The sequence below is a fragment of the Pseudomonas sp. St316 genome (assembly GCF_018325905.1).
Lineage (GTDB): Bacteria > Pseudomonadota > Gammaproteobacteria > Pseudomonadales > Pseudomonadaceae > Aquipseudomonas.
On sequence record NZ_AP021901.1, the window covers coordinates 6,054,174 to 6,078,361 of the forward strand.

Genomic DNA, 24,188 nt, shown 5'->3' on the forward strand with positions numbered 1-24,188 from the left:
CTCGTCGTCAGTGTTCAATGAAAAAAGGGCGATGGGCTCACAGCGATGTGAAGTCGATCGCCTGGTACAAATCGGCGCCAATGCCGGCAAAACTCAACAGCGCCGGCAACTGCTGGGCAAACCCTTGGAAACTGTGGTCACCGCCGGCCTGGATGCGCAAGGCACAGGCACGGTAATACTGTTGGGCGTGGCGATAATCCAGCGTTTCATCACCGGTTTGCAACCATACCTGATACCGCTGCGGATCCTGGGGCGCCGGCACCTCCAACGAGGCCAGGGCCGTGACGTGGTCGTGGGTCAGTTCCCAGGTCTCATTGGTATACAAATTCTTTTGCGGGCCCAGGTAACCGTCGAACATCCGATGGGGGCTGACGGCCGGGTTGATCAACAGCGCCTTGAGGCCGTGGCGCTCGGCCAAGTGAGTCGCATAGTAGCCGCCGAGCGAGCTGCCGACCAGCAGCGGCCGCCCCAGTTCTGTAATCGCCTGCTCCAACTGACCGATAGCCTGGCGGGGGTGGTGATGCAAGGCGGGCACCTGCAACTGGTTGCCCAAACCCAGGCGCGTCATCACTTGCGTCAACTGACAGGCCTTGGTCGACGCCGGGGCGCTGTTGAAACCATGGATATAAAGGATCGAACCCGACATTGCCGACTCCCTGGGTGTTGGGCAAAAGCCGGAGTTTACAGGGAGATTGCGGTGGTTGGGGGGATTTGACCGTCTTGTTGCCTGCGACGACCAGTTGATCCCTGTAGAGCCGAGCGAGCTCGCGATGAGGTCTTCAAGGCCTGCGTACAAACATTCTATTGAGCTGAGTCAATTAATCGCCCCAGACTCATTGAGCTGAGTCAAAAGACCGGGGCAGACAGCTTCATACCATAGGACATCAATTTTGAAATGTCCTCTGGAGCCCCCATGCACAAGTCCTTGCTCAGCGCTTCCCTCGTCGCCCTCACGCTCGCCGCCCCATTCGCCCAGGCCCATACCGCCGGCGACATCATCGTTCGCGCCGGTGCCATTACCGTCAACCCGCAAGCCGACAGTTCCAGCGTCAAGGTCGACCGTGGCCCGCTGGCCGGTGCCGACCTGGGCGGCAAGGCGACCATGAGCAGCGACACCCAGCTGGGCTTGAACTTCGCCTACATGATCACTAACAACCTGGGTATCGAACTGCTGGCGGCCTCGCCGTTCGAGCACGACGTGAAAATCAAAGGCACCGCCCTGGGCGCGGCCAACAACAAGCTCGGTACCCTCAAACACCTGCCCCCGACCCTGAGCCTGGTCTACTACCCGCTCGACGCCAAGTCGGCCTTCCAACCTTATGTTGGCGCCGGTATCAACTACACCTGGATCTATGACGAACACGTCGGCAGCGAAGCCAGCGCCAACGGCTTCAGCAATTTCCGTGCGAGCAACAGCTGGGGCATGGCGTGGCAAGTGGGCGCTGACTACATGTTGACCGACAACATCATGATCAACGGCCAGATTCGCTACATCGACATCGACACCACCGCGTATGTGGACAACAACGCCGTGGCCGGCGGCACACGGGCCAAGGTGAACGTCGATGTGGACCCATGGATCTACATGGTGGGGTTGGGCTACAAGTTCTAAGCCGAACCTAAAGATACGAAAATCCCTGTGGGAGCGAGCTTGCTCGCGATGACGTTGGATCAGCCAATAATGATGTTGACTGACCTGCCGCTATCGCGAGCAAGCTCGCTCCCACAGGTTTGTGTTTGTGGTGGCTGGACACTCAGCGCCCCAGCAACCGCGCCAGCCCCACGCTCATCGGGGTTTGCGGTGGAAAGCTGAAGCGCTGCAACAGCCGATGGTTGTCGGCCCGCGAATGGCGGATGTCGCCGGAGCGCGCCGGGCCGTAGCTGATCGGCGGCAGATCGCCCACCACGGCGGCCAGGGCCTGGAGCATCTGCTTGAGGGTCGTGGCCTGGTTCCAGCCGACGTTCACCGCGCCCACTTCCACCTCGGGCTTTTCGATGGCCTGCACCAGCAAATCCACCAAATCTTCGACGTAGACAAAATCCCGGGTCTGCTCACCGTCGCCAAACACGGTGATCGGCAGGCCTTTCTGTGCCCGTTCACTGAAGATGCTGATGACCCCGGAATACGGCGAGGACGGATCCTGGCGCGGGCCGTAGATGTTGAAGAAGCGGAACACCACCGGTTCCAGGTCATGCTGGCGGCGATAGAAGTCGAAGTAGAACTCGCTGGCCAGCTTGTCCGAGGCATACGGCGTGAGCGGGGCCTTGGGGGTTTCTTCGTCGATGGACTCGCCTTCGCCGTTGTTGCCGTAGACCGCTGCGCTGGAGGCGAACAGCACCCGTTTCACACCGCTCTGGCGCATGGCTTCGCAGACATTCAGGGTGCCGATGAAATTGCTCTGGTGGGTGCGCACGGGGTCGTCCACCGAGGCTTGCACCGAGGCCACCGCCGCCAGGTGCGCCACGGCGCTGCAACCGGCCATGGCCCGGGCCACCAGCGCGGCATCGGCGACGTCGCCTTCGATCAGTTCGACCGCCGGGTTATCCAGCGGCAGGTTGCTGCGCTTGCCGGTGGACAAATCATCGAGGATGCGCACCGCATGTCCCTTGGCGAGCAAGGCGTCGGTCAGGTGCGAACCAATGAAACCCGCGCCGCCGGTGATTAAAACAGGGCCTTCAGCCATGGCGATAAAACCTATCCAGTAAGCCCGGGAGGGCCGCGCGCCAGGCGCGGGGCTTGATCCCGAAAGTGTGCAGAATTTTCTTGCAGGCCAGCACCGCGTGCTGCGGTTCTTCCGCGGCGTCCGGCCGTGCGGCGTGGGCCTGGGGGGTGGGCGACTCGATGGCCAGCGGATGCAGGGCACGGGCTTCGGTGAGGATCGCCTGGCCCAGCGCCAGCGGCGTAGTCGCCTCGTGGCCTGCGTAATGATAGGTGCCCCACAGCGGCGCCGCGCAATCGAGCTGCTTGAGCACCGAGATGATCACGCGCGCGGCATCGTCCACCGGCGTCGGGTTGCCCCGGCGGTCGTCGGCCAGCAACAGCTCTTCGGGCTGTTCGGCCCGGGCCAGGAAACGCCCGAGGATGCCATCGGCGCTGTCGTCCAGCAGCCAGCCGAACCGCAGCAGCACATGTTGCGGGCAGGTGGCGCGCACACTTTGCTCGATCCGCCACAGCGCCTGCCCCCGTACGCCCAGGGGCACGGGTTCGTCTTTCTCGCTGTAGGCCGTGGCGCGGGAGCCATCGAACACGCGATAGCTCGACGGTTGCAGCAAGACGATGTTGTGATGCTGGCACAGCCCGGCCAGGCGCTCGACAGCGCGCTCCTGGCTGGCCAGGCGCTGCTCGCTGACGGACTCGGCCTGGAACCAGTCGAAGTAGTACGCCAGGTTGATCAAGGCGTCCGGGCGGGTATCGTCGAGCAGTTGCGTCAGGCTCGCGGCATCCCAACCGTCTTCGGGCGGGCGGGGGGCAAGAAAACCGATGTCTTCTTCTGCACCGAGGCGAATCAGCGCCTGCCCAAGGGCATTTCCGCCGCCCAGTAACATAAGGCGCATTCGCATAAAGTCAGCAGGCCCAGTCTATTGGCACAAGAATTTGGTCGACAACGCCCGCAGGCGTTGCCGGAATCGTTGCATTTTGCGGGTTTAGTGCGCAACCGTCATCCGTAAAGTGCAGATCGCCGGGTTTGTGTGGTTCTTGAGGCCGTCATCGCGAGCAAGCTCGCTCCCACAGGGGATCTCAAGTGCCCATGGAATCCCTGTGGGAGCGAGCTTGCTCGCGATGAGGTCCTGACAGGCACCGAAGATCCCAAGCGGTACTTGCGTCCTCCCCGCCCCACCCGCCTAAACTGCCCACATGAATCTGCCCCTTGCAGCCAACCAGGCCATGACAGGCTTTCACCCCGCCGTCCGCGCCTGGTTCAGCCAGACCTTCCCGGCGGTCACCGCCGCCCAGGCCCGGGCGTGGCCGTTGATCGGCCAGCGTCGTTCGACCCTGGTGGCGGCGCCTACCGGCTCGGGCAAGACCCTGACGGCTTTTCTCGCCGTGCTCGATGACCTGGTGCATCGCGGCCTGGAACAGGGCGGCCTGCCAGACCAGACCCTGGTGGTCTACGTCTCGCCGCTCAAGGCCCTGAGCAACGATATCCAGATCAACCTGCAGAATCCGCTGGCCGGCATCACCGAACAGCTGCGGCGGATGGACCTGCCGCCCCTGCACATCACCACCGCCGTGCGTACCGGCGACACGCCGCAGAAAGAACGCTCGGCGATGCGCAAGACCGCGCCGCACATTCTGGTGACCACCCCCGAATCGCTCTACGTGCTGCTCGGCTCCGACTCCGGCCGACGGATGCTCGCCAGCACCCGCACGGTCATCGTCGACGAAATCCACGCCATCGCCACCAGCAAGCGCGGCAGCCACCTGGCCTTGAGCCTGGAGCGCTTGCAGGGGCTGTGCGCCGAACCGCTGATGCGCATCGGCCTGTCTGCCACGCAAAAGCCCATCGAAGCGGTGTCACGTTTTCTCGTCGGTGAGGGACGCACCTGTGAAATCGTCGACATCGGCCACGCCCGTCCCCGGGACCTGGATATCGAGGTGCCGCCAGTGCCGCTGTCGGCGGTGATGGCCAATGACGTGTGGGAACTGGTCTACAACCGCCTCGCCGAGCTGGCCCGGGAACATCGCACCACCCTGGTGTTCGTCAATACGCGGCGTTTGGCCGAACGCCTGAGCCGTCATCTAAGCGAGCGCCTGGGCAAGGACGCCGTGGCAGCCCACCACGGCAGCCTGGCAAAAGAATTTCGCCTCGACGCCGAACAACGCCTCAAACGCGGCGAACTGCAGGTGCTGATTGCCACCGCGTCCCTGGAGCTGGGCATCGATATTGGCGATGTCGACCTGGTCTGCCAGATCGCCTCGCCCCGTTCGATCTCGGCGTTCCTGCAACGGGTCGGTCGCTCCGGCCACCAGGTCGGCGGCACACCCAAGGGGCGCCTGTTCGCCACCACCCGTGACGACTTGATCGAATGCGCCGCCCTGCTCGACTGCGTACGCCGTGGCGAACTCGACATCCTGCACATCCCCAAGGCGCCGCTGGATGTGCTGGCCCAGCAGATCGTCGCCGAGGTCAGTTGCCAGGAATGGCCGGAGCAGGCGCTGCTGCATACATTCCGCCGCGCATCGCCCTACGCCGAACTGGACGACGATCACTATCAGGCGCTGTTGCAGATGCTCGCCGAAGGCCTCAATGGCCGCCAGGGCGTGCGCAGCGCCTACCTGCACCGCGATGCCGTGACCCGGACCTTGCGCGGACGCCGGGGCAGCAAGCTGACGGCGGTGACCAGCGGCGGCACCATCCCGGACAACGCCGACTACGCCGTATTGCTCGAACCCCAGGGCTTGAACATCGGCAGCGTCAACGAAGACTTCGCGGTGGAAAGCATTGCCGGCGATGTGTTCCAGCTGGGCAATACGTCGTATCGCATCATTCGCGTCGAGACCGGCCGCGTGCGGGTCGAGGATGCTCAAGGGCAGCCGCCGACCATCCCGTTCTGGCTCGGCGAAGCGCCAGGGCGCAGCGCCGAATTGTCCCTGGCCGTGGCGCGTCTGCAAGCCCAACTGGATCAACTGCTCGGCGCCACGCCGGGCGACCTGCAACCGGCCCTCGATTGGCTGACCGGCACCCTGCAATTGAACCTGGCCAGCGCCGAACAACTGCTGGATTACCTGGCCCCGGCACGCCTGGCCTTCGGCGCGTTGCCGTCCCAGGACACGCTGCTGATGGAGCGTTTTTTCGACGAGTCCGGCGGCACGCAGTTGATCATCCACACGCCCTTCGGTAGCCGCATCAACCGCGCCTGGGGCCTGGCCTTGCGCAAGCGCTTCTGCCGCACCTTCAACTTCGAGTTGCAGGCCGCCGCCAGTGAAGACGCCATCGTGCTCTCGCTGTCCACCAGTCACAGCTTCGAACTGGACGAAGTGTGGCGCTACCTCAACAGCCACAGTGCCGAACAGATCCTGGTCCAGGCGGTACTGGATGCGCCGCTGTTCGGCGTGCGCTGGCGCTGGAACGCTGGCGTGGCCCTGGCCTTGCCGCGCTACGCCGGCGGGCGCAAAGTCGCCCCGCAAATCCAGCGCATGAAAAGCGAAGACCTGATCGCCAGCGTGTTTCCGGACCAGATCGCCTGCCTGGAAAACCTGGCCGGCGAGCGGGAGATCCCCGACCACCCACTGGTGGAGCAGACCCTCGACGATTGCCTGCACGAAGCCATGGACAGCGAAGGCTGGCTGAGGCTGTTGCGGCGCATCGAAGCAGGGGAGATTCGCCTGATCAGCCGCGACCTGCCGGCGCCCTCGCCGCTGGCGGCAGAAATTCTCAGCGCCCGCCCCTACACCTTTCTCGACGATGCGCCGCTGGAAGAACGACGCACCCAAGCAGTGATCAACCGGCGCTGGAGCGATCCACAGGCCACCGGCGACCTGGGCGCGCTGGACGCCGAGGCCATCCAGTCGGTCCGCGATGAAGCCTGGCCGACGCCGGCCAATCTCGATGAGATGCATGAAGCCTTGATGAGCCTGGCCTGCATCGCCGACAGCGAAGCCTGCGCCCATGCGCCGTGGCTGGATTGGTTGCAGGCACTGGCCGCCAGTGGTCGCGCCAGCCACCTGCAGATCAGCGCCGAGCGTGGTCTGTGGGTGCCGCTGGAACGCCTGACCTGCCTGCAAGCCCTTTATCCACAGGCCCGCTGGCAACCGACGCTGACGGCCCTGGCCGGTTTCGATGAGCCCTGGGACAGCGACGAAGCCCTGGTGGAAGTGCTCCGCGCCCGGCTCAGTGCCTTTGGCCCGCTGCCGTTGAAGGCCATCGCCTACCCGCTGGGGCTGTCGACCTCGCAAGTCACCCAGGCCCTGGCGCAACTCGAACAGCAAGGCTACGTGCTACGCGGACGGTTTACACCGGGCACCGGGCAAGAGCAATGGTGCGAGCGACATTTGCTGGCGCGGATTCATCGCTACACGGTCAAGCGCCTGCGCCGGGAAATCGAGCCGGTGATGTTGCAGGATTTCATGCGGTTCCTGTTCGACTGGCAGCACTTGTCGTCGTCCACCCAGGGCCGGGGCACTGCCGTGCTGCCGTCGATCCTCGGCCAGTTCGAAGGCTATCCGGCCGCCGCGTCGGCCTGGGACAGCGACCTGCTGCCGGCGCGGATCAAGGACTATTCGCCCAGCTGGCTCGATGAGTTGTGCCGCAGTGGCAAGTGGGTATGGACGCGCCTGAGCGCGCGCCAGAAGCCTTCCGCCAGCGCTCTGCGCAGTACGCCGGTGGTGTTGCTGCCGCGCAGTCAGGTGGCGTTGTGGAGCAGCCTCGCCGGGCAAACAGCCCTCGATGAGTTGTCGCCCAAGGCGCAAAAAGTCCATCAGGCCCTGCGCGAACACGGCGCGTTGTTTTTCGATGAGCTGGCCCACGAGGCCCACCTGCTGCGCAGCGAACTGGAAATAACCTTGCAAGAACTGGTGGGCGCCGGGTGGGTGAATGCCGACAGCTTCGCCGGCTTGCGCGCGCTGATCACCCCCGCCAGTAAACGCCAGGCCCGCAGCAGCCGGCGCGGGCGCGGCGCGTTTGTCGGCGGCATGGACGACGCCGGGCGCTGGGCCTTGTTGCGCCGCAGTCAGCCGGTACCCGTGGACGGCGACCGTCCCGCGCCCACACCACCCGACACCCTGGAACACATCGCCATGACCCTGCTGCGCCGTTACGGCGTGGTGTTCTGGCGCTTGCTGGAGCGCGAAGCCGACTGGCTGCCGAGCTGGCGCGAGCTGCTGCGCACCTTTCATCGCCTGGAGGCGAGAGGCGAGATTCGTGGCGGGCGTTTCGTCAGCGGACTGGCGGGCGAACAATTCGCCCTGCCCGAAGCCATCCCGCTGTTGCGCGAAACCCGCCGCCGCCCTACCGACGGCAGCTTGGTGGCGGTGTGCGGGGTCGATCCGCTGAACCTGGCCGGCACCCTGTTGCCGGGGGCGAAAGTGCCGGCGCTGGCGAGTAATCGGCTGGTGTATCGCGATGGGTTGCCGGTGGCGGCGCAGATCGCTGGCAAGCAGCATCTTTGGGTGGAGTTGGATGTGCAGGGGATGGCTGACGTGAAGAACAAACTCATTCAGAAAGGTTGAAGGTGTTTGGGCGGGCCCTATCGCGAGCAAGCTCGCTCCCACCGTTGATGTGTGGTGAACACAAATTCTGCATCCCCTAAAGATCCACTGTGGGAGCGAGCTTGCTCGCGATGAGGCCCTCAGCCCCACCACAAATGTCATCAACTATTGCGGCTGCTCGGCCTCCTCCGCCGCTTGCTGCCCATCCACCAGCCGCCGAGGCAACATCACCTGCTGTGGATAAGTCTGCGCAAAGTGCACCGCAGGGTGGTTATCCACAAGCTTCTTCAGGTGCTGGTTGAACGCCCGGCTCACCGCATACTGTCCACCGGACACCGTACGGAACTGCGCCGTGAGCACCACGCCATTGAGGTCCATCTTGTCCACGCCGAAGACGTCCAGCGGTCCTTGCAGGTTGAATTTCAGGAACGGATCTTCGGCGATCGAACGCCCGGCCTCGCGAATCAGCTCGATGGCTTGGTCCACGTCGGTGTCGTAGGTGAACTGCACGGAGAAGAACGCAAAGGCAAATTGCCGGGACTGGTTGGTCACGGCCTTGATCTGGCCGAACGGCACCGAATGCACGAAGCCCTTGCCGTCGCGCAGGCGCAGGGTGCGGATGGTCAGGCCTTCGACAGTGCCGGCGTGGCCGGAGCTGAGCACCACCCAGTCGCCGATGGACAGCGTGTCTTCGATGATGATGAACAGCCCGGTGATCACGTCCTGCACCAATTGCTGGGAGCCGAAACCGATCGCCAGCCCCACCACCCCGGCACCGGCCAACAACGGCGCCACGTTGATGCCCAGGTTGGCCATGGTGGTGATTGCGCAAATCACCACCAGGATGATTTTCGCCGCGTTGCGCAACAGCGGCAGGATGGTTTTGATCCGGGTACTGGGCTGGCGGGCCCCGCGCTTGTTCAGCGGCGGTTTCAAGGCTTCCTGGATCGCCGTGTCGAGCACCACCCACGTGAGCCAGGTCATCAGGAAGATCAGGCCGATGCGACTCAAGGAATCACTGATCGCTCGACCTATGGCGTTGCGCGAGGCGAACTCGAACAGGGAAAGCCCCCAGATCCGCCCGAGGATTTCAATGAATGCCACCGCCATGACGATGCGCAGCAACGCGTGCAACAGGCTCAGCAAACGCCCCTTGTAGGCACTGTTGCGCTGGATGGCCTCGGCCTTGGGTGACTTGAAGACATGCTGGAACACCGTGCTGAGGAACACTGTGGCGATCAGCAGGATGGTGGTGAACAGCGCACAACGCAGGGCTTTCTGATTGTCCTCGCCGACACCGATCAGGCTCACCGCCGACACCAGCACCATCAACAGGATCGGCCAGTACCAGAGCCCGGAGAAAATTCGCAGCGACTCCTGCAAGGCCGGCTGTTTCAAGCGCTGGGCCAGGGGGCGGTTGCGGATAAGGTGCGCCACCGGCCGGCGCATGCGAATCACCAGCCAGCCAAAGATCACCGAGGCGAACAGACCGGTGAACACCGCGATGCTGCTGGTGATGTTACCGCCCAGTTGCCGGGCGATCTGCGGGCTGGTCAAGGCATCGCTGAGGGCGGCGAGAAAGCCGATCATGAACAATGGCCGGGGGCTCAAGCGCCGGATCATCGCCACTGCGCAGCGTTTGTGACCGGCGTTGAACATCACGATCACGCACAGCAACACCGACGTGGAGAAGATGCCACTGCTGGTGGCGTAGGCAAAGCACAGCGCCAGGGCGCGACCGACCGACACCTGCAGGAAGTGGCTGACGTACAGGGTCAGCGGCAGGCAGATCAACGCCGCCGCGGTATACGGCAGCAGATAACCGAGCAGGTCACGCAGGCGCTGGCGGGTACGCAACCAGCGGCGCCGGCCCAGATGGCGCAGCAGCAGCCGCGCCCCTGACCAGATCAGCGCAAAAGCGCCGATCCAGACGCCCGACAACAACAGGAAATCCCCCACCACGCGCCAGGACGAACGGGATGTCTGGTCCACCAACCGGTCCACCTCATCCGCCGCCCGATCCGCCCGCAAGCGCCAGGCATCCACCAGGCTCTGGTTGAGGTCGAGCTTGTCCTGGACGTCGTCGATGCTCGAACTGATGGCCCCCAATAAACCGCCCTGCACCAGCGGTGCGGGTTCGGCGGGCGGTTCATCGGGTTTGGCGGTGCCAGGGACAGCGGCGGTCCCGTAGGCGCTAGTGCCGGTCATCGCCAGCAAGAACAGCAGCAATACAGTGCTCAATCGAGACAAAACACGAGGCTCCTTCACACGGGATCGGTAAGGAACTGATCAATATTGGGTCGGCAAGTTCGCTCGCAAGGCCAATCCCCCTGTGGCAAGGGGATTTATGTGGGAGCTCCTCCACCGCCGGTAAGCCCATCGAAACTTTCCAGGCCGCACGACAGTCATCACAAAACAGAGGCTGCACGAGGTCATTGGCACGGGAGGGATACATGACGGCGATCCACATTGGTATTTCCGGCTGGCGCTACACGCCTTGGCGGGGGGATTTCTACCCCAAGGGGCTGACCCAGAAACGGGAATTGCAATTCGCCTCGCGAGCGGTCAATAGCATCGAAATCAATGGATCGTTCTACGCCCTGCAACGCCCCGAACGGTATGCCCAGTGGTATGCCGAGACACCGCCCGGCTTCGTGTTCAGCGTCAAGGCCCCGCGCTTCATCACCCACATCAAGCGCCTGCGAGACATCCGTAAGCCCCTGGCCAATTTCTTCGCCTCTGGCGTGCTGGAACTCAAGGAGAAACTGGGGGCCATCCTCTGGCAGTTTCCGCCCAGCTTCAAATTCGACCCCGAGCTGTTCGAAGACTTCCTCAAGCAATTGCCCCACGACACCGAAGGCGCCGCCGCCCTGGCCCGGGAGCACGAGCCGCGCCTGGACGGCCACGCCAGCACCACCACTGATAAAAAGCGCCCACTGCGCCATGCCGTGGAAATCCGTCATGACAGCTTTATCGACCCGCACTTCGTCACGTTGCTCAAGCGCTACGACGTGGCCTTGGTGATCGCTGACACCGCCGGCAAATGGCCCTATCGCGAAGACGTCACCAGCGATTTCGTCTACCTGCGCCTGCATGGCGCCCAGGAGCTGTATGCCAGTGGCTATACCGATGAGGCGTTGAAGCGCTGGGGCGACCGGATCGAGGCCTGGAGCCACGGCAAGCAACCCGCCGACGCCCACCTGATCGCCCCTGACAAGAAACCCCGGGCACGCAAAAGCCGGCAAGTGTTCTGCTATTTCGACAACGACATCAAGGTCCGCGCGCCCTATGACGCACGGCACTTGCTGGAGCACTTCGATCTGGACAATGAACTCGCGACCGCGCCCGGCGTGCGCCCGGCCGAGGGAGTATTGCCATGAGCATTCCAGAATCCACCGAAGCGAGCCGCGACCCGATTCAACACGCGGCCCAGGACCTTGCCCCAGTCAGCCGCTTCACCGTGCTGACGGTCAACACCCACAAAGGTTTTACCGCCCTGAACCGTCGCTTCATCCTGCCGGAGCTGCGCGAAGCGGTGCGCAGCGTGTCTGCCGATGTGGTGTTCTTGCAGGAAGTCCACGGCACCCACGAACACCATCCCCAGCGCTACAGCAACTGGCCGAGCATGCCGCAGTACGAGTTCCTGGCCGACAGCCTCTGGCCGCAGTTCGCCTATGGACGCAACGCGGTGTACCCGGCGGGCGACCACGGCAATGCGCTGCTGTCGAAATTCCAGATCATTCGCCACGACAACCTCGACGTGTCCATCAGCGGTCATGAAAACCGCGGCATGCTCCACAGCGTGCTGCGCCTGCCGGGTGATGGACAGCAAGTGCATGCCATTTGCGTGCACCTGGGGTTGCGCGAAGGCCATCGCGTCGAGCAACTGAAGCTGCTTTGCCAGCGCCTGAGCGAATTGCCGCCCGAGGCACCGGTGATTGTCGCCGGGGACTTCAACGATTGGCGCGGCAAGGCCAATGATCTGCTCGAACCGTGTGGCCTGCGGGAAGTGTTCGCCGAACAGTGGGGCAAACCGGCCCGCAGCTTTCCGGCGCGCCTGCCGATCCTGCGCCTGGACCGCATCTACGTGCGCAACCTCAAGGCCCATCGCGCCAAGGTGTTGAATGTACGCCCCTGGTCGCACCTTTCCGACCACGCACCGCTGTCGGTGGAGATCGAATTATGAGCGCGACGATGGAAAAGGTGACGGTGGAACAGGTCGACACTACGCCCGGCGAGCGCAACCCCGCGCTGGCCGATATCGAATACGGCTGGCACGGCAACAATCGCGTCAAGTTGCTGGAGAACGGCGAGGAGTATTTCCCCAGGGTCTTCGAGGCCATTCGCCGGGCCGAGACAGAAATCCTTCTTGAGACTTTCATCCTGTTCGAGGACAAGGTCGGCTACGAGCTGCGCGACCTGCTGGTGGAAGCGGCCCAACGTGGCGTGCGCATCACCGTCAGCCTCGACGGTTTCGGCTGCGGTGAACTGACCCTCGAGTTCCTCGCCTCGTTGAGCGACGCCGGGGTGCGCTTGCAGATGTTCGACCCGGCGCCCCGGCACTTGGGGATCCGCACCAACTGGTTCCGCCGCCTGCACCGCAAGATCGTGGTGGTGGACGGGGTGATTGCGTTCATCGGCGGGATCAACTTTTCCGCCGACCACCTGGGCGACTTCGGCCCCGAAGCCAAGCAGGACTATTCCGTGGAGGTCAAAGGGCCGGCCGTGGTGGATATCCATCACTTCGCGCTGTTGCAGAGTGGCCGGCCCGCCCGGGCCAAATACTGGTGGCAACGCCGCCGCAGCCGCCGCAACGAGCTGGCGTTCAACGACCACGACGGCCAGGTGCGCCTGGTCTACCGGGATAATCACGAACACCCGACCGACATCGAAGAGGTCTACCTGCAAGTGCTGCGCAGTGCCCAGCGGCGGGTGGTGATCGCCAATGCCTATTTCTTCCCTGGCTATCGGCTGCTGCGCGAGATCCGCAACGCCGCGCGGCGCGGCGTGGAAGTCCGGCTGATCCTGCAGGGCCAACCGGACATGATGATCGCCAAGCTCGCCGCACGCATGCTCTACAGCTACCTGCTCAAGGCCGGCGTGGTGATCTACGAATATTGCGAGCGACCACTGCACGGCAAGGTCGCCCTGGTGGATGAGGACTGGAGCACGGTGGGTTCGAGCAACCTCGACCCGCTGAGCCTGTCCCTGAACCTGGAAGCCAATGTGCTGATCCGCGATCGGGCGTTCAACCGCGAGTTGTTCGAACGCCTCGACTACCTGAGCCACAACCATTGCACCGCCATGCCGGAAAACCATGCGCCCCGGGGCCTGTTGTGGCGCATGACCATCGGTTTCATGGTGTTCCACTTCTTGCGCCATTTCCCGGCCTGGGCCGGCTGGCTGCCGGCTCATAAACCACGTCTGAAACCTTTTTCGCCGCCGACGGCGGTCCGGAGCGAACCCCATGAACCACTCTGAAGCGCACGCCGCGCCGAGGGATGCCCATGCGCCGGAACAGGCCAAGCCCCGATCTCGCTGGAGCCGTTGGAAAAGACCGCTGACCCTGGTGTTTTTCCTGCTGTTGATCGTGCTGTTCACCGCCTTGGCCCGGCGTATCGATTGGACCGAGGTGTTCGCCACCCTGGCCGATTTCAAAGTGCGCACCTTGATCATTGCCGCCGCGCTGACCGTCACCAGCTTCATCACCTATGCCTGCTTCGACCTGATCGGTCGCACCTACATCCGCCAGAAACTGGGTTGGCGGCAGATCTTGCCGGTGGGGGTGATCAGTTACGCGTTCAACCTCAACCTCAGCGCCTGGGTCGGTGGCATCGCCATGCGCTATCGGCTGTATTCGCGGCTGGGGGTCAGCACCGGGAACATTGCCAAGATCCTCGGCCTGAGCCTGGCCACCAACTGGTTCGGCTACATGACCCTGGCCGGGGTGGTGTTCAGCAGCGGCCTGGTGACCATGCCACCGGGCTGGAAACTCAGCAGCGATGCGCTGCAAGGCGTCGGCGCGCTGTTGCTGCTGGTGAGCGCGGGCTATCTGCTGGCCTGCCGATTTTCCAAGCGCCGGGCGTGGACGATTCGCGGCATGGAAATCAACCTGCCATCGCTGCGCATGGCGGTGCTGCAACTGGCACTGGGGGCGCTGAACTGGTCGTTGATGGCGGCGGTGATCTTCACGTTGCTGCCCGGCAAGCTGGATTATCCAGTGGTGCTCGGGGTGTTGCTGATCAGCAGCATTGCCGGGGTCATCACCCACATTCCGGCGGGGCTTGGGGTGTTGGAGGCGGTGTTCGTTGCGCTGCTGCAACATGAGGTGTCGCGAGGCAGCCTGTTGGCGGGGCTGATCGCCTATCGGGCGATCTACTTCATCCTGCCGTTACTGATTACCGTGGTGATGTACCTGGTGATCGAGGCGAAGGCCAAGGCGTTGCGGGTCAAGCCTGGCCCCAAGTGATGAGGTGCCTTGTCAGGCCCCATCGCGAGCAGGCTCGCTCCCACATTAGGTCGGCGGTGAGGAAAAAACTTGTGATCGCCCCCTTACCCCTGTCTTACCCCTGTGGGAGCGAGCTTGCTCGCGATGAGGCCCGCACCAACACCCCACAATCACCGCGCCTGGATAATGCTCAACCGCTCTCCCACCACCATTTCCGTGATCCAGTCCACCAGGATCGAGGTGTAGGCCTGCTGTGACACGGGGTCGCTCAAGGCATGATCAGCGCCGTCGATGATCCGGTGCGTCAGCGAATGGGTCTGCTGGCACGCCGCTCGGTAACTCATGATGGTGGCGTGGGGCACATGGTCGTCGGTCTCGGATTCCACCAGCAGCACATCACCGGTGAACTGCGAGCACGCGTGCAAGGCGCGATTGGTGCTGGCGTGCACCAAGGTGCTGCGGTAATCCAGCAGGTCAGTCTTGTCCAGGTCGCGCTTGGGCGTGTGCCATTGCTCGTCGCGGTACAGCGCCGGCACCCGCAAGGCCAGCCAGCGCACCGGGCGCAGCGACGTCAGGATCGAAGCCAGGTAGCCGCCATAACTGGTGCCCACCACGGCAATCGCCGAGGTATCCAAGGCCGGGTGTGCGAGCAAGCGGTCGTATGCCGCCAACAGATCCCGCAGGTTATCCTCGCGGCTGACCCGCGCTAACGGGATCCCCGCCCCGCCAGTGTGCCCGCGCAAGTCGAAGGTCAGGCACACGCAACCGAGGCCGGCGATGCCCTTGGCCCGCTCCAGGTCCCGCTCCTGGCTGCCGCCCCAGCCGTGTACGAACAATACGCCTGGGACCTTCGACTTGGGGCTCAGGAACGTCCCGTTCATGCGTTCATCGTCAATCTCGATCTGAATGGTTTCACTTCTAGCCGTCATAGGATTGAACCGTTACATATTTGAGTAGGAAATCACCATTTTCCGCCGCGCCGCGATACACCTCCCTGGCACCGGCCGGCATCGGTTGGTCGAGGTAGGTTTCCACCGAGGACACTCGCACCGCGCAGGTTTGCGGCGCTTCGACGAACACCTGCAACGCCGCCAGTTCGGCGCTGCTGGCGCCGCCCATGCGCCACGACTGTTCCAATACACCGCCACGCGGCTGGCCGGCAGCATCCAGGCCCTGGGCAATGTCGTAATTGCGCCGCGAAGCAAAAAAGTTCGGGTAGGCCTGGTTGGCGGCGTCATCGAACACTTGCGCCAGGCGCACCGCCTCGCGCACATCATCGGGCAGTTCGAGCCTGAGCAACTCGATATAGCCGCCCTGCACCACCAGCAGGTCCGATCCGCCGTACACCTCCAGCCCTTCGCTGTCGTGGGTCAGGTGTTGCACACCGCAATAGCTCAGGACCTTGCCGTTGATGAAGCTCTGCCCGACGCTCTGGGTCTTGACCTCGTTGAGGTGCTGCTCCAACGCCACCCCATCACGAAACAGCGCCTGGGCGTCAAGTCCGGCGACAATTTCATCGAACTGCGCCAGGCTCTTGACCAGCCGTTGGCCACGTCCGGCACAAGCATGGATCGGCTTGAGGCGAATCGGCCCGGTGTACAGCAAATGTTCGGCGGCCGGGCGCGCATCCTTGAGCGAAAAGACCGTCACGCCATCAAGTACCGCGCCTCGCGTGAGCTTGGCAAACAGCGGCGACCAGCCTTTGGGCGCCACCGCGTCCTTATTCAACAGACCATGGGTAATGGCCTTGGTGCAGATAAAATCATGCTCGACATACCCGCCCCACACATCCTCCGGCCCCTTGACCCCCAGGCGCATCGCGGCATCAGCGCCGATCAGCGTTTGCGTGGGCAACAGATAGAGATCATCACCGGCATGCCGCTGGGCGTCATGACTGTCGCCGTATTCCCATCCCAGGATCTGTGCCAGCCACTGGGCCAGTGCACGATTGGTCTCGACTTCATGGAGCGGCGCTTGTGGATTGACCGAATAGGCCACTACCCGCTTGTTGCGATTGACTGGTGTCATGCGTTGCCCTTTTTCCTGCGCTCGATGGCTTTGGAGAAGGGAAGTTGCAGAGATCAGGCCAACGGTGGCATCGGCAATGAGGGTTCAGCCAAGCGGGCCTATTGTGCGCAGTTGATAGCACCGGGCCTGTTTCATTCTGCACGACCCATGGCCAGCGTCCCGCAAATTGCACGATGGCCGGCAGCAGATGCAGCCCCCTGTGGCAAGGGGATTTATGTGGGAGCAAGGCTTGCCCGCGATGCAGGCGCTACGGTCTTTGCAGAAATCGAGGCGCCTGTTCGCGGGCAAGCCTTGCTCCCAAATAGCGGGGGTAAATCCCCTCGCCACAAAGCGGCAGTGTCAGCCTTTGGGAACGCTCGGCGGGCTCACCCCAAACCGCGCCCGGTAATCGCTCGGCGCCAACCCGGTGATTTTCTTGAACGTCGCGCGAAAGGCGCTCGGGTCCTGGTAACCGACGGTCCAGGCAATGTGGTCGATGGTGCCATTGGTGAATTCCAGCATTTCCCGGGCCTTGCCGACGCGCAGGTGCTGGCAGTATTCGGTGGGCTTGAGCCCGGTGGCGGCGCGAAACCTGCGCAGGAAGGTGCGTTCTTCCAGCCCTGCGCGTTCAGCCATCGCGCCGAGGGAAACCTCCACCGCGCCGCTGCTTTGCAACCAATGCTGGACCTTGAGAATCGCCGGGTCACCATGGCCGAGGATGGGCGCAAAATTACTGCCGCACTGGCTCGCGCTGTCGCTGTGCTCGATCACCAGAAATTGCGCCGTGCGCGCGGCGATGCTGGGCCCGAGCAGGCGATCCACCAGGCGCAGTCCCAGTTCCGACCAGGCCATCAGCCCGGCGGTGGTGATCAGGTCGCCGTCGTCGACGATGGGTTTGTCGGCGTTGAGCTTGATCTTCGGGTAACGCGCGGCAAAGGTCTTGGCCGAAGTCCAGTGGGTGGTGGCGCTGCGCCCATCGAGCAGGCCGCTTTCGGCCAGCAGGATCGAGCCCACGCAAACCCCGCCCAGCACCGTGCCGTCGGCATGCCGCGCCCGCAACCAATCCATCAGCGCCTGAGAGACCAAACCTGCACTGAAACCGGCAAGGGACGGTGGAATCAACAACGCCACCAGCTTGCCCGCCGGGCCTGTTTCACTGTCGAACACCCGCAGCGGAGCCTCGCCCTCCTCCGCCCGCCAGTGACTCACCCGCAGCGTTGGCAACGGCACGCTGGCATGCTCGACCGCGATCCGCTGCGCCACGGCGAACAGATCGGTCAGGCCATGCACCGCCGCCAGTTGCGCGCCAGGGTAGATGAGCACCCCAAGCTCGGCGACTGCCCTTTGCTGCGTCATTGTCAGTTTTCCCTCGCTTATTGTCGTTGCGGCCAATCCTCGAAGCAGCGGCAAACGCCAATACTGGCCTCACACCCAATCTGATCGAGCAAGCCCCCATGTCCAAGCAAGCGCTCATCGTAGTCGATATCCAGAATGACTACTTCCCCCAAGGTAAATGGCCGTTGGTCGGCGTCCAAGCCGCCGCCGATAACGCCGCTCGCTTGATCGAAGCCTTTCGCCAGGCCGGGGACAGCGTGGTGCACATCCGCCACGAGTTCACCTCCGACGACGCGCCCTTCTTCACCCCGGGCTCCGAAGGCGCCCAGTTGCACCCCAAGGTGCTCAACCGCGCCGATGAACCGGTGGTCCTCAAGCACTTCGTCAATTCGTTTCGCGAAACCGAACTACAAGCCATCCTCGACCAGCACGGCATCGAACAACTGGTGGTGGTCGGCAGCATGAGCCACATGTGCGTCGACGGCGTGGTGCGAGCAGCATCGGATCTGGGCTACGGCGTCACGGTGATTCATGATGCCTGCGCCACCCTCGACCTGGAATTCAACGGTGTCGTCGTGCCTGCTGCCCAGGTGCATGCGGCGTTCATGGCCGCGCTGGGGTTTGCCTACGCAAGTGTGGTGAGCACCGAGCAATTCCTGGCGACCCATCGCTAAATACCCGGCACCTCTGAGAAACCGCAAAAAAACCGCGCTTCGTTGGCGAAGTGCGGTTTTGTCTCAAGCATCAACGGTGTGCCTGGAAGGATCACGCATCCAGCACTTGCAGCAACCTCGGCATCGTCGCCACGAACCCCATCTGCTGCGCTTCGCGCGCCATCCCTTTCAACTTCTCGCCGCTGGCTTGATCGGCGCTGCGCAGCCACTGCCCCGCCACGTCGATCAAGCGCACATGATGGGTGATCCAGGCGCATGACGCCGACTCGGGCAATGCCGCCATCTGTTGTCCATGCCAGATCGCCTGTTCGGTATTGCCCGCCAACAGGCAGGTTTCAGCGGCGGCCACGCGAAAGCGCAAAGCGTTGTGGGCCAGGCAGGCCAGGGTGAGCTGGGCTTCGCCCTTCGCCAGGGCCTGCTGGCTGAGCGGCCCATCGTCGCTGATCATCGCCAGGCTGCCGTAGACCCACGGCCCGATGTAGCGCTGCAGCTCGAAGCGCTCGACCAGGCTCGCCGCCTCCATGATCAAGGCCTGCGCCAGCCCGCGCTCGCCCTGGCGCAACGCCACCCGCGCCAACCCCTCCAGCAGGATCGCTTCGAAACGGCTGGCGCCAAGGTTGCGCGCCAGTGCCAGGGCACAGGTCAGCTCTTGCTCCGCCAAGGCATCCTGGCCGCCCGCCACCAGCACCCAGGCCGCCGTGAGCCGCGAGAAAACCTGCGCCCGATGATTGCGCAGCCGGGTGCTGCATTCGATGGCCTCCATGGCGTCACGCAAGGCTTGCTCCGGTTGGCCCAGGTAAAGCTGCGCCGACCCTCGGGCGCTGCGATTGCCCGCCTCCACATGCGCCAGCCCATTGCGCTCGCACAGGCGTACGCATTGATCGAACACCTCGTAGGCGGTCTGCATGCGCCCTTGTGCGTAATAGGAGTCGCCAATGCCACTCAGGGCCTTGGCCTCGGTTTCCAGATCCCGGCCGATGCGGGCAAAGGACAAGGCCTCTTCATGGAGCCGGCGACACTCGACGTAATCGCCCCGTGGAAAATAGATGTTCCCGTGCAGGTGATTCAACCGGGCCAGCGCCGTATGGGCCTGCATGGCCCGGGCGATGGGCAGCATGTCCTCGATCAGGCGCTCCTCCTCGTCCAGGCAATCGAGGGTATTGAGGACCGCGGCCAGCCCCAGTGCGGCCTCGATCTGATCCTGGGGCCGCTCGGCCAATGCCAGGGCCCGCTGGAAATGCGCCCGAGCCTCCAAGGTCTGGCCCAGGCCCGAGCACGCCTGGCCGCACAGCAACGCGAAGGAAAAATCGCCCTGCGTACGCTCGGCAAACGCCGCGCACTGCCGCGCCAGCGCAAGGACACTGTCGTACTGGCAGGCCAGGCGCTTTTCGGCCATGGCGACCAACAACGCGTCGAACGCCGCCGGATCGTTGGCCCGCAGCAAATGCTGGGCATAGAGCACCCGGTCGCGCTCGCGGTAGAGGCTCGCCACCTCACCGTGCAACTGCTCGCGAAGCAACGTAGGCATCGCGTCGTAGAGGCAGTGCATGACCAGGTCGTGGACAAACAGATAGCTGCCTGGCTCGATTTCCCGCAGCAGCCCTTGGCGCATGTCCGCCGTCGGCAGATAACCGGGCTGCCCTAGCGCCTGGCGCCACAGCGTCAGCTCGAAACGATTACCCAGCACCGCGGCGTAATGCAGGGCGCGACGTTGCTCGGGGGCCAGCTTGTCAAAGCGGGTCTGGACCAAATGCCGAAGACTGTCGGGAAAAATACCTTCCTGGCTCGACAGCAGTTGCGTCAAGTACAGCGGATTACCCTGGGCGCGGGCAACACATTCAGCCCGGTAGCGCGGATCGACATCGATGAATTGCTCCGCCAGAACCGTAGCCTCCCGCGCCCGGATCGGCGCGATGTCGAGCAGGCTCATGGGGCTGGAGAAATACGAACGGATTTCGCCGCCCAGCGGGTCATCTTCGGGACGAGACGTCAGCAGCCAGACAACCGGCGCTTCGTCAGTGGCATCGAGCAGCTTGCCCAACAGCGTAAACAGCGTGGTGTCGCCCCAGTGCAGGTCTTCGAAGCAGATCACCACGGGTTGTTGCACCGCGACGCGCAGCACCACGTCGAGCAAAGCCTGGAACAGCCCCTGGGTACGGGCCTGGTTGCTCATGTCGCCATACAGGATGGGCGGCTCGGCAGACGACACGCCCGTCAGCACTTGCAGGAACATGCGGTGTTCGGCGGCCACTTTCAGGTGGAACAAGGCCGCGTCCAACAGCGACGCACTGATGGGTTGCGCCCCACCGAGGTTGAGCAGGCTGGCCACCAATTGACCCAGGGGCCACAGACTGTTGTCCATGCCGAAGTCCAGCACATCGCCGCGATGACAGGCAAAGCCACGCTGGCGAGCCATCTCGAAAAACTCGCTGACCAACCGGGTCTTGCCAATACCCGCCATGCCGCGCACATAGACGACGTGCCCATCCTGGCATTCCTGGGTGGCCTCGATCACTGCCTTGAACTGCAACAGCTCGATGGCTCGCCCCACCAACGGACGCGGCGCGTTTTCGTCGAGGCTGCGCGGGCGCAGGCATTTGCGATAGGCCTGAAACTCATCATCGCAGGCGGAAAACTCAAACCGGGTGGCGAGTTGTTCCAGCAGGTTCTGCGCAACATACACCGGCGCATTCCCATGACGATCCAGTAACGGCTTTTGCGCGAGCAAAGCGGGCTCGGCGTGGAGTTCTGGCGCTTCGGCACTCAGGCGTACAAGCCGCAGCACCAAGGCATGCCCTGGCGTGACGAATTGCTCGCGGCTCAGCGCCAACGCGCAGAGCAGGCCCCGTTCGCTATCGCTGCGATACGCCTGCGGAGAGCCGAATTGGGCGATCACCACATCCTGCGTCATCCCCAGTGGAACGCCACCGAACTGACGCACCAGCCGCTCGACTTCATCCATGAACGGCGCCCCTGGCAACCCATCGATCCGAAAAGACAGTTCAAGCACGTAGCGAATGACGCTGTCATCGACCTGTTTCAGCGCCTGTTGCGCAAAGGCCGCTTGGTGCAACTCGCTCATCGTCTGCTGGATGTGCACCAAAGCCGCCGAGGCGGGATCGCCCAGCAGCGCACTCACATCGACCCCGAAGGCCGTCGCCAGGTGCCGAGCGGTGCGATAAAGCACCGGCTTGCCGGTTTCGGCGCGCTTGATGGAGGCGATCGAGACGCACAAATGCCGATTCAGGCAGGCTTCAGCGAGGGTTTCCTGACTCAGGCCATGCTGTTTTCGCAGTCCTTTCAACGACACCGCATCCAGCAGGACACGACCGTCGGATAGCGAGGCATCACGCTTGGGCAGGGCAGCAAAGGTATTGTGTCGGGAGTCCATGTCGATAACCCTTCTACCCTGGAACAACGGCAGCCGACCGAGTGTACTCCAGCGTCCCTCGGCGGGTTAATGAAAAGATGGCATTTGGCCTGATACCAAACTGATACCGGACTGACACTGTTCTGGACTGTCCGGTTATCACGGCCCTCCCGATACTCACTCCCATCAATTGGCACCCAGTTGATACAACCTGAGCGATGGGAGAAAAGCGATGAACGATGGACTGAAGGGCACCGCAGGCGACGACGTGCGCGATATCGGCGGCTCGCAACTGCTGGGGCGTGGACTGAACCGGCTCGATTGGGCCGGTGACAGCAAGGAGTGTCACAAGGTCGGCGATACCGAGTCGGGCAAACGTGCCGTGCCGTACCGGAAAACAGCCTACAACGTAGGGAAAAACGTCACCATGTCCACCGTCGTGGCCACCGAGAACTTCTCAACCGAGACGTTTTCCTCCCGCGACGAGTTCGAAAAACATACCCAGACGAGTGTCGAAGCCTCCGGTAAATACGGCGCCTTTTCCGCTGGTTTCAAAGTCACCTTCGGCAGTGACATCAAGACGCTCGAAGAGCGCGAAGCCGCGCTCTACAGTCATACGGTGCGGTTATGGAAACTGACCTTCGAAGTCAATCCGGCCAATGCGACTGAAGCGTTCAAGAAGCGTGTCGATGACCTGCCCAAGGCCTTCGACCCAGGCAATCCGACGGCGTTTTTCAACTTCCTCGTCGATTTTGGCGCCGACATCGTCAGCGAAGTGACCGTCGGCGGCTCGCTGAACTATGCGATGACCGCACTCAAGAGTTTCCTCAGCCAGACCAATACCCTCGATGCGATGGTCAAGGCCGAATACGGCGCCTTTGTCAGCGGTAGCGCGACCACCTCGATCTCGGAAACGGTCAAGAAAAACATCGCCCATCGCAACGCCAACCTGACCACCCAGGGCGGTACGCACGCCATCGCTTTCAACGCCGTGGACCCCAGCAACTGCAACGCGGAGTTCGGCAAATGGCGTGATTCGCTGCCGGACGACCCCACGGTCGTGGAGTTGAAAATCTCGCCCGTCTATCGTTTCGTCAATGAAGGCGAGACCCGTACGGCACTGGAGCAGGCCTACCAGTGGTACACCAGCTACAAGGCGGAAATCGAAGCCAATTGGCAGGAGTCGGTGGTGGTCCTAGGCCGCTCCGGGCGGCAAACCACCCCCAAGGCCACGGCAACCGGCCCAGCCTTGCGAATGGTGTTCGTCGACAACAAAAGCAAGGAAACCAGCGAGAGTTTCCACTACCCACCCGCCGCGAATGCATCGACCACGGAATTTGAACAGTTCTGGGATGGATTGGCCCTGCTGCTGAAACAAAAAAGCGCGCAGAAACTGCTGATGGCCACTGAACGCTGGCCGCGCGACTCACGCTACTACCCGGGGTACGCCATGCGCGAGGCCCTGCTGGCCAACGGCGCCAGCGAAGTGTCGCTGGCACGTTGGGAGACGCTGACCAAGCACATGCAACCCAACCCGTTGTCCGGCCTGACCTATGTGCTGGCAGGGAATGACTTCGAGGTGCCCGGTGTCGATGGACTCATTGCCGGTTTTGGCCAGGCAGGCAAAGACCTCAACCCAACGGTGAAGATCAAGGCGCGGCTTTCCCACGACTCGTTCGGCAAGGTCAAGCTGGTCAAGACGGCAAGTACCGAGGAAGACCCTCGCACCGCGCTCTACATCGTGCGCAACAATACCGACGCCAAGCCGGCACTGGCGGTCGATCCGCAAAACCGGACCCGTATCGCCATGCAGACGCCGGACAGGCACAACCCAGGGCAATACTGGTACATGCCCGAGCTGGAAAAACCCTACCCGGAAATCAACCACCCGGTACTGCTGATCAACTACGAGACGGGAACCTGCCTGCAGGGCATGCATGACCAGGGCGACTGCCGCCTCAAGCCCATCGAACCGGGTCGCCAGCAGGACGACGTCATTTGGGACCGGCGCGGCGATGAGGTGTTTCACCTGTTGATGGTCTACTACTGGATGGACGCCTTATGCCTGACCCAGGTTGAAAAGCGCGCTGCCGTCCGGGCTTGGCGTCAACCTCACGGCATGGATTGGTTGCGCGAGCAGCATCGTCCGTATAGTTGATACCCGATAGTTACTCCCTGTGGGGAGCTTGCTCGCGATGGCGCTGG

General features: G+C 63.2%; 16 protein-coding genes. 8 read left to right on the forward strand and 8 right to left on the reverse strand.

Annotated features, from left to right (window positions below):
- Positions 1 to 37: 37 nt before the first annotated feature.
- Complete coding sequence (locus KI237_RS27000) at positions 38 to 646, reverse strand: YqiA/YcfP family alpha/beta fold hydrolase (RefSeq protein WP_212797785.1); 609 nt, start codon at positions 644 to 646, stop codon at positions 38 to 40.
- 267 nt (positions 647 to 913) lie between these two features.
- Between KI237_RS27000 and KI237_RS27005 the strand changes: the two genes are divergently transcribed.
- Positions 914 to 1,612 (forward strand): OmpW/AlkL family protein, encoded by a 699-nt coding sequence (locus KI237_RS27005; protein ID WP_212797786.1) that lies wholly within the window; start codon positions 914 to 916, stop codon positions 1,610 to 1,612.
- A gap of 142 nt (positions 1,613 to 1,754) precedes the next feature.
- Here KI237_RS27005 and pgnE read toward each other — a convergent pair whose 3' ends face one another.
- Together pgnE and KI237_RS27015 are read right to left on the reverse strand one after the other, a co-directional pair.
- A complete protein-coding gene (gene pgnE / locus KI237_RS27010; protein WP_212797787.1) occupies positions 1,755 to 2,684 on the reverse strand; it encodes a UDP-N-acetylglucosamine epimerase PgnE in 930 nt (309 codons plus the stop codon).
- Positions 2,677 to 3,561, reverse strand: coding sequence for a sugar nucleotide-binding protein (locus KI237_RS27015; RefSeq protein WP_212797788.1), 885 nt, complete (start codon positions 3,559 to 3,561; stop codon positions 2,677 to 2,679). Before KI237_RS27015 ends, pgnE begins: the two co-directional genes overlap by 8 nt.
- Before the next feature lie 295 nt (positions 3,562 to 3,856).
- Between KI237_RS27015 and KI237_RS27020 the strand changes: the two genes are divergently transcribed.
- Entirely contained in the window at positions 3,857 to 8,170 is a 4,314-nt protein-coding gene (locus KI237_RS27020; RefSeq protein WP_212797789.1) for a DEAD/DEAH box helicase, read from the forward strand.
- 144 nt (positions 8,171 to 8,314) lie between these two features.
- Here the strand turns inward: KI237_RS27020 and KI237_RS27025 are convergent, their stop codons facing one another.
- The gene (locus KI237_RS27025) at positions 8,315 to 10,399 is read right to left on the reverse strand and encodes a mechanosensitive ion channel family protein (RefSeq protein WP_212797790.1); all 2,085 of its coding nucleotides are present in this window, start codon (positions 10,397 to 10,399) and stop codon (positions 8,315 to 8,317) included.
- 203 nt (positions 10,400 to 10,602) lie between these two features.
- Here KI237_RS27025 and KI237_RS27030 point away from each other — a divergent pair, with 203 nt between their 5' ends.
- Genes KI237_RS27030 through KI237_RS27045 form a run of 4 tightly spaced genes read left to right on the forward strand, consistent with a single transcriptional unit; the run spans position 10,603 to position 14,618 of the window.
- Entirely contained in the window at positions 10,603 to 11,529 is a 927-nt protein-coding gene (locus tag KI237_RS27030) for a DUF72 domain-containing protein (RefSeq protein WP_212797791.1), read from the forward strand.
- Positions 11,526 to 12,335, forward strand: coding sequence for an endonuclease/exonuclease/phosphatase family protein (locus KI237_RS27035; protein ID WP_212797792.1), 810 nt, complete (start codon positions 11,526 to 11,528; stop codon positions 12,333 to 12,335). The genes KI237_RS27030 and KI237_RS27035 overlap by 4 nt, the downstream gene beginning before the upstream one ends.
- Entirely contained in the window at positions 12,332 to 13,630 is a 1,299-nt protein-coding gene (gene clsB / locus KI237_RS27040; protein WP_502937070.1) for a cardiolipin synthase ClsB, read from the forward strand. The genes KI237_RS27035 and clsB overlap by 4 nt, the downstream gene beginning before the upstream one ends.
- Positions 13,617 to 14,618 (forward strand): lysylphosphatidylglycerol synthase domain-containing protein, encoded by a 1,002-nt coding sequence (locus KI237_RS27045; protein WP_212797793.1) that lies wholly within the window; start codon positions 13,617 to 13,619, stop codon positions 14,616 to 14,618. Before clsB ends, KI237_RS27045 begins: the two co-directional genes overlap by 14 nt.
- A 149-nt stretch (positions 14,619 to 14,767) precedes the next feature.
- Here KI237_RS27045 and KI237_RS27050 read toward each other — a convergent pair whose 3' ends face one another.
- The 3 genes from KI237_RS27050 to KI237_RS27060 all read right to left on the reverse strand — a co-directional run bounded on the left by KI237_RS27050 (position 14,768) and on the right by KI237_RS27060 (position 17,960).
- Positions 14,768 to 15,526, reverse strand: a complete 759-nt coding sequence (locus tag KI237_RS27050) for an alpha/beta hydrolase family protein (RefSeq protein WP_212797794.1) — start codon at positions 15,524 to 15,526, stop codon at positions 14,768 to 14,770.
- On the reverse strand, positions 15,516 to 16,625 hold the full coding sequence (locus tag KI237_RS27055; protein WP_212797795.1) for a DUF3182 family protein: 1,110 nt from the start codon (positions 16,623 to 16,625) through the stop codon (positions 15,516 to 15,518). The genes KI237_RS27050 and KI237_RS27055 overlap by 11 nt, the downstream gene beginning before the upstream one ends.
- A gap of 339 nt (positions 16,626 to 16,964) precedes the next feature.
- Positions 16,965 to 17,960 (reverse strand): GlxA family transcriptional regulator, encoded by a 996-nt coding sequence (locus tag KI237_RS27060; RefSeq protein ID WP_212797796.1) that lies wholly within the window; start codon positions 17,958 to 17,960, stop codon positions 16,965 to 16,967.
- Positions 17,961 to 18,058: 98 nt separating this feature from the next.
- On the opposite strand from KI237_RS27060, the gene KI237_RS27065 reads away from it, so the two are divergent.
- The gene (locus tag KI237_RS27065; protein WP_212797797.1) at positions 18,059 to 18,613 is read left to right on the forward strand and encodes a cysteine hydrolase family protein; all 555 of its coding nucleotides are present in this window, start codon (positions 18,059 to 18,061) and stop codon (positions 18,611 to 18,613) included.
- A gap of 91 nt (positions 18,614 to 18,704) precedes the next feature.
- On the opposite strand, the gene KI237_RS27070 is transcribed toward KI237_RS27065, so the two are convergent.
- The gene (locus KI237_RS27070) at positions 18,705 to 22,004 is read right to left on the reverse strand and encodes an AAA family ATPase (protein ID WP_212797798.1); all 3,300 of its coding nucleotides are present in this window, start codon (positions 22,002 to 22,004) and stop codon (positions 18,705 to 18,707) included.
- A gap of 211 nt (positions 22,005 to 22,215) precedes the next feature.
- Between KI237_RS27070 and KI237_RS27075 the strand changes: the two genes are divergently transcribed.
- Positions 22,216 to 24,141 carry an MAC/perforin domain-containing protein gene (locus KI237_RS27075; protein WP_212797799.1) on the forward strand — a complete coding sequence of 642 codons (1,926 nt, stop codon included), beginning with the start codon at positions 22,216 to 22,218 and terminating at the stop codon, positions 24,139 to 24,141.
- The last annotated feature ends 47 nt before the right edge of the window (positions 24,142 to 24,188 follow it).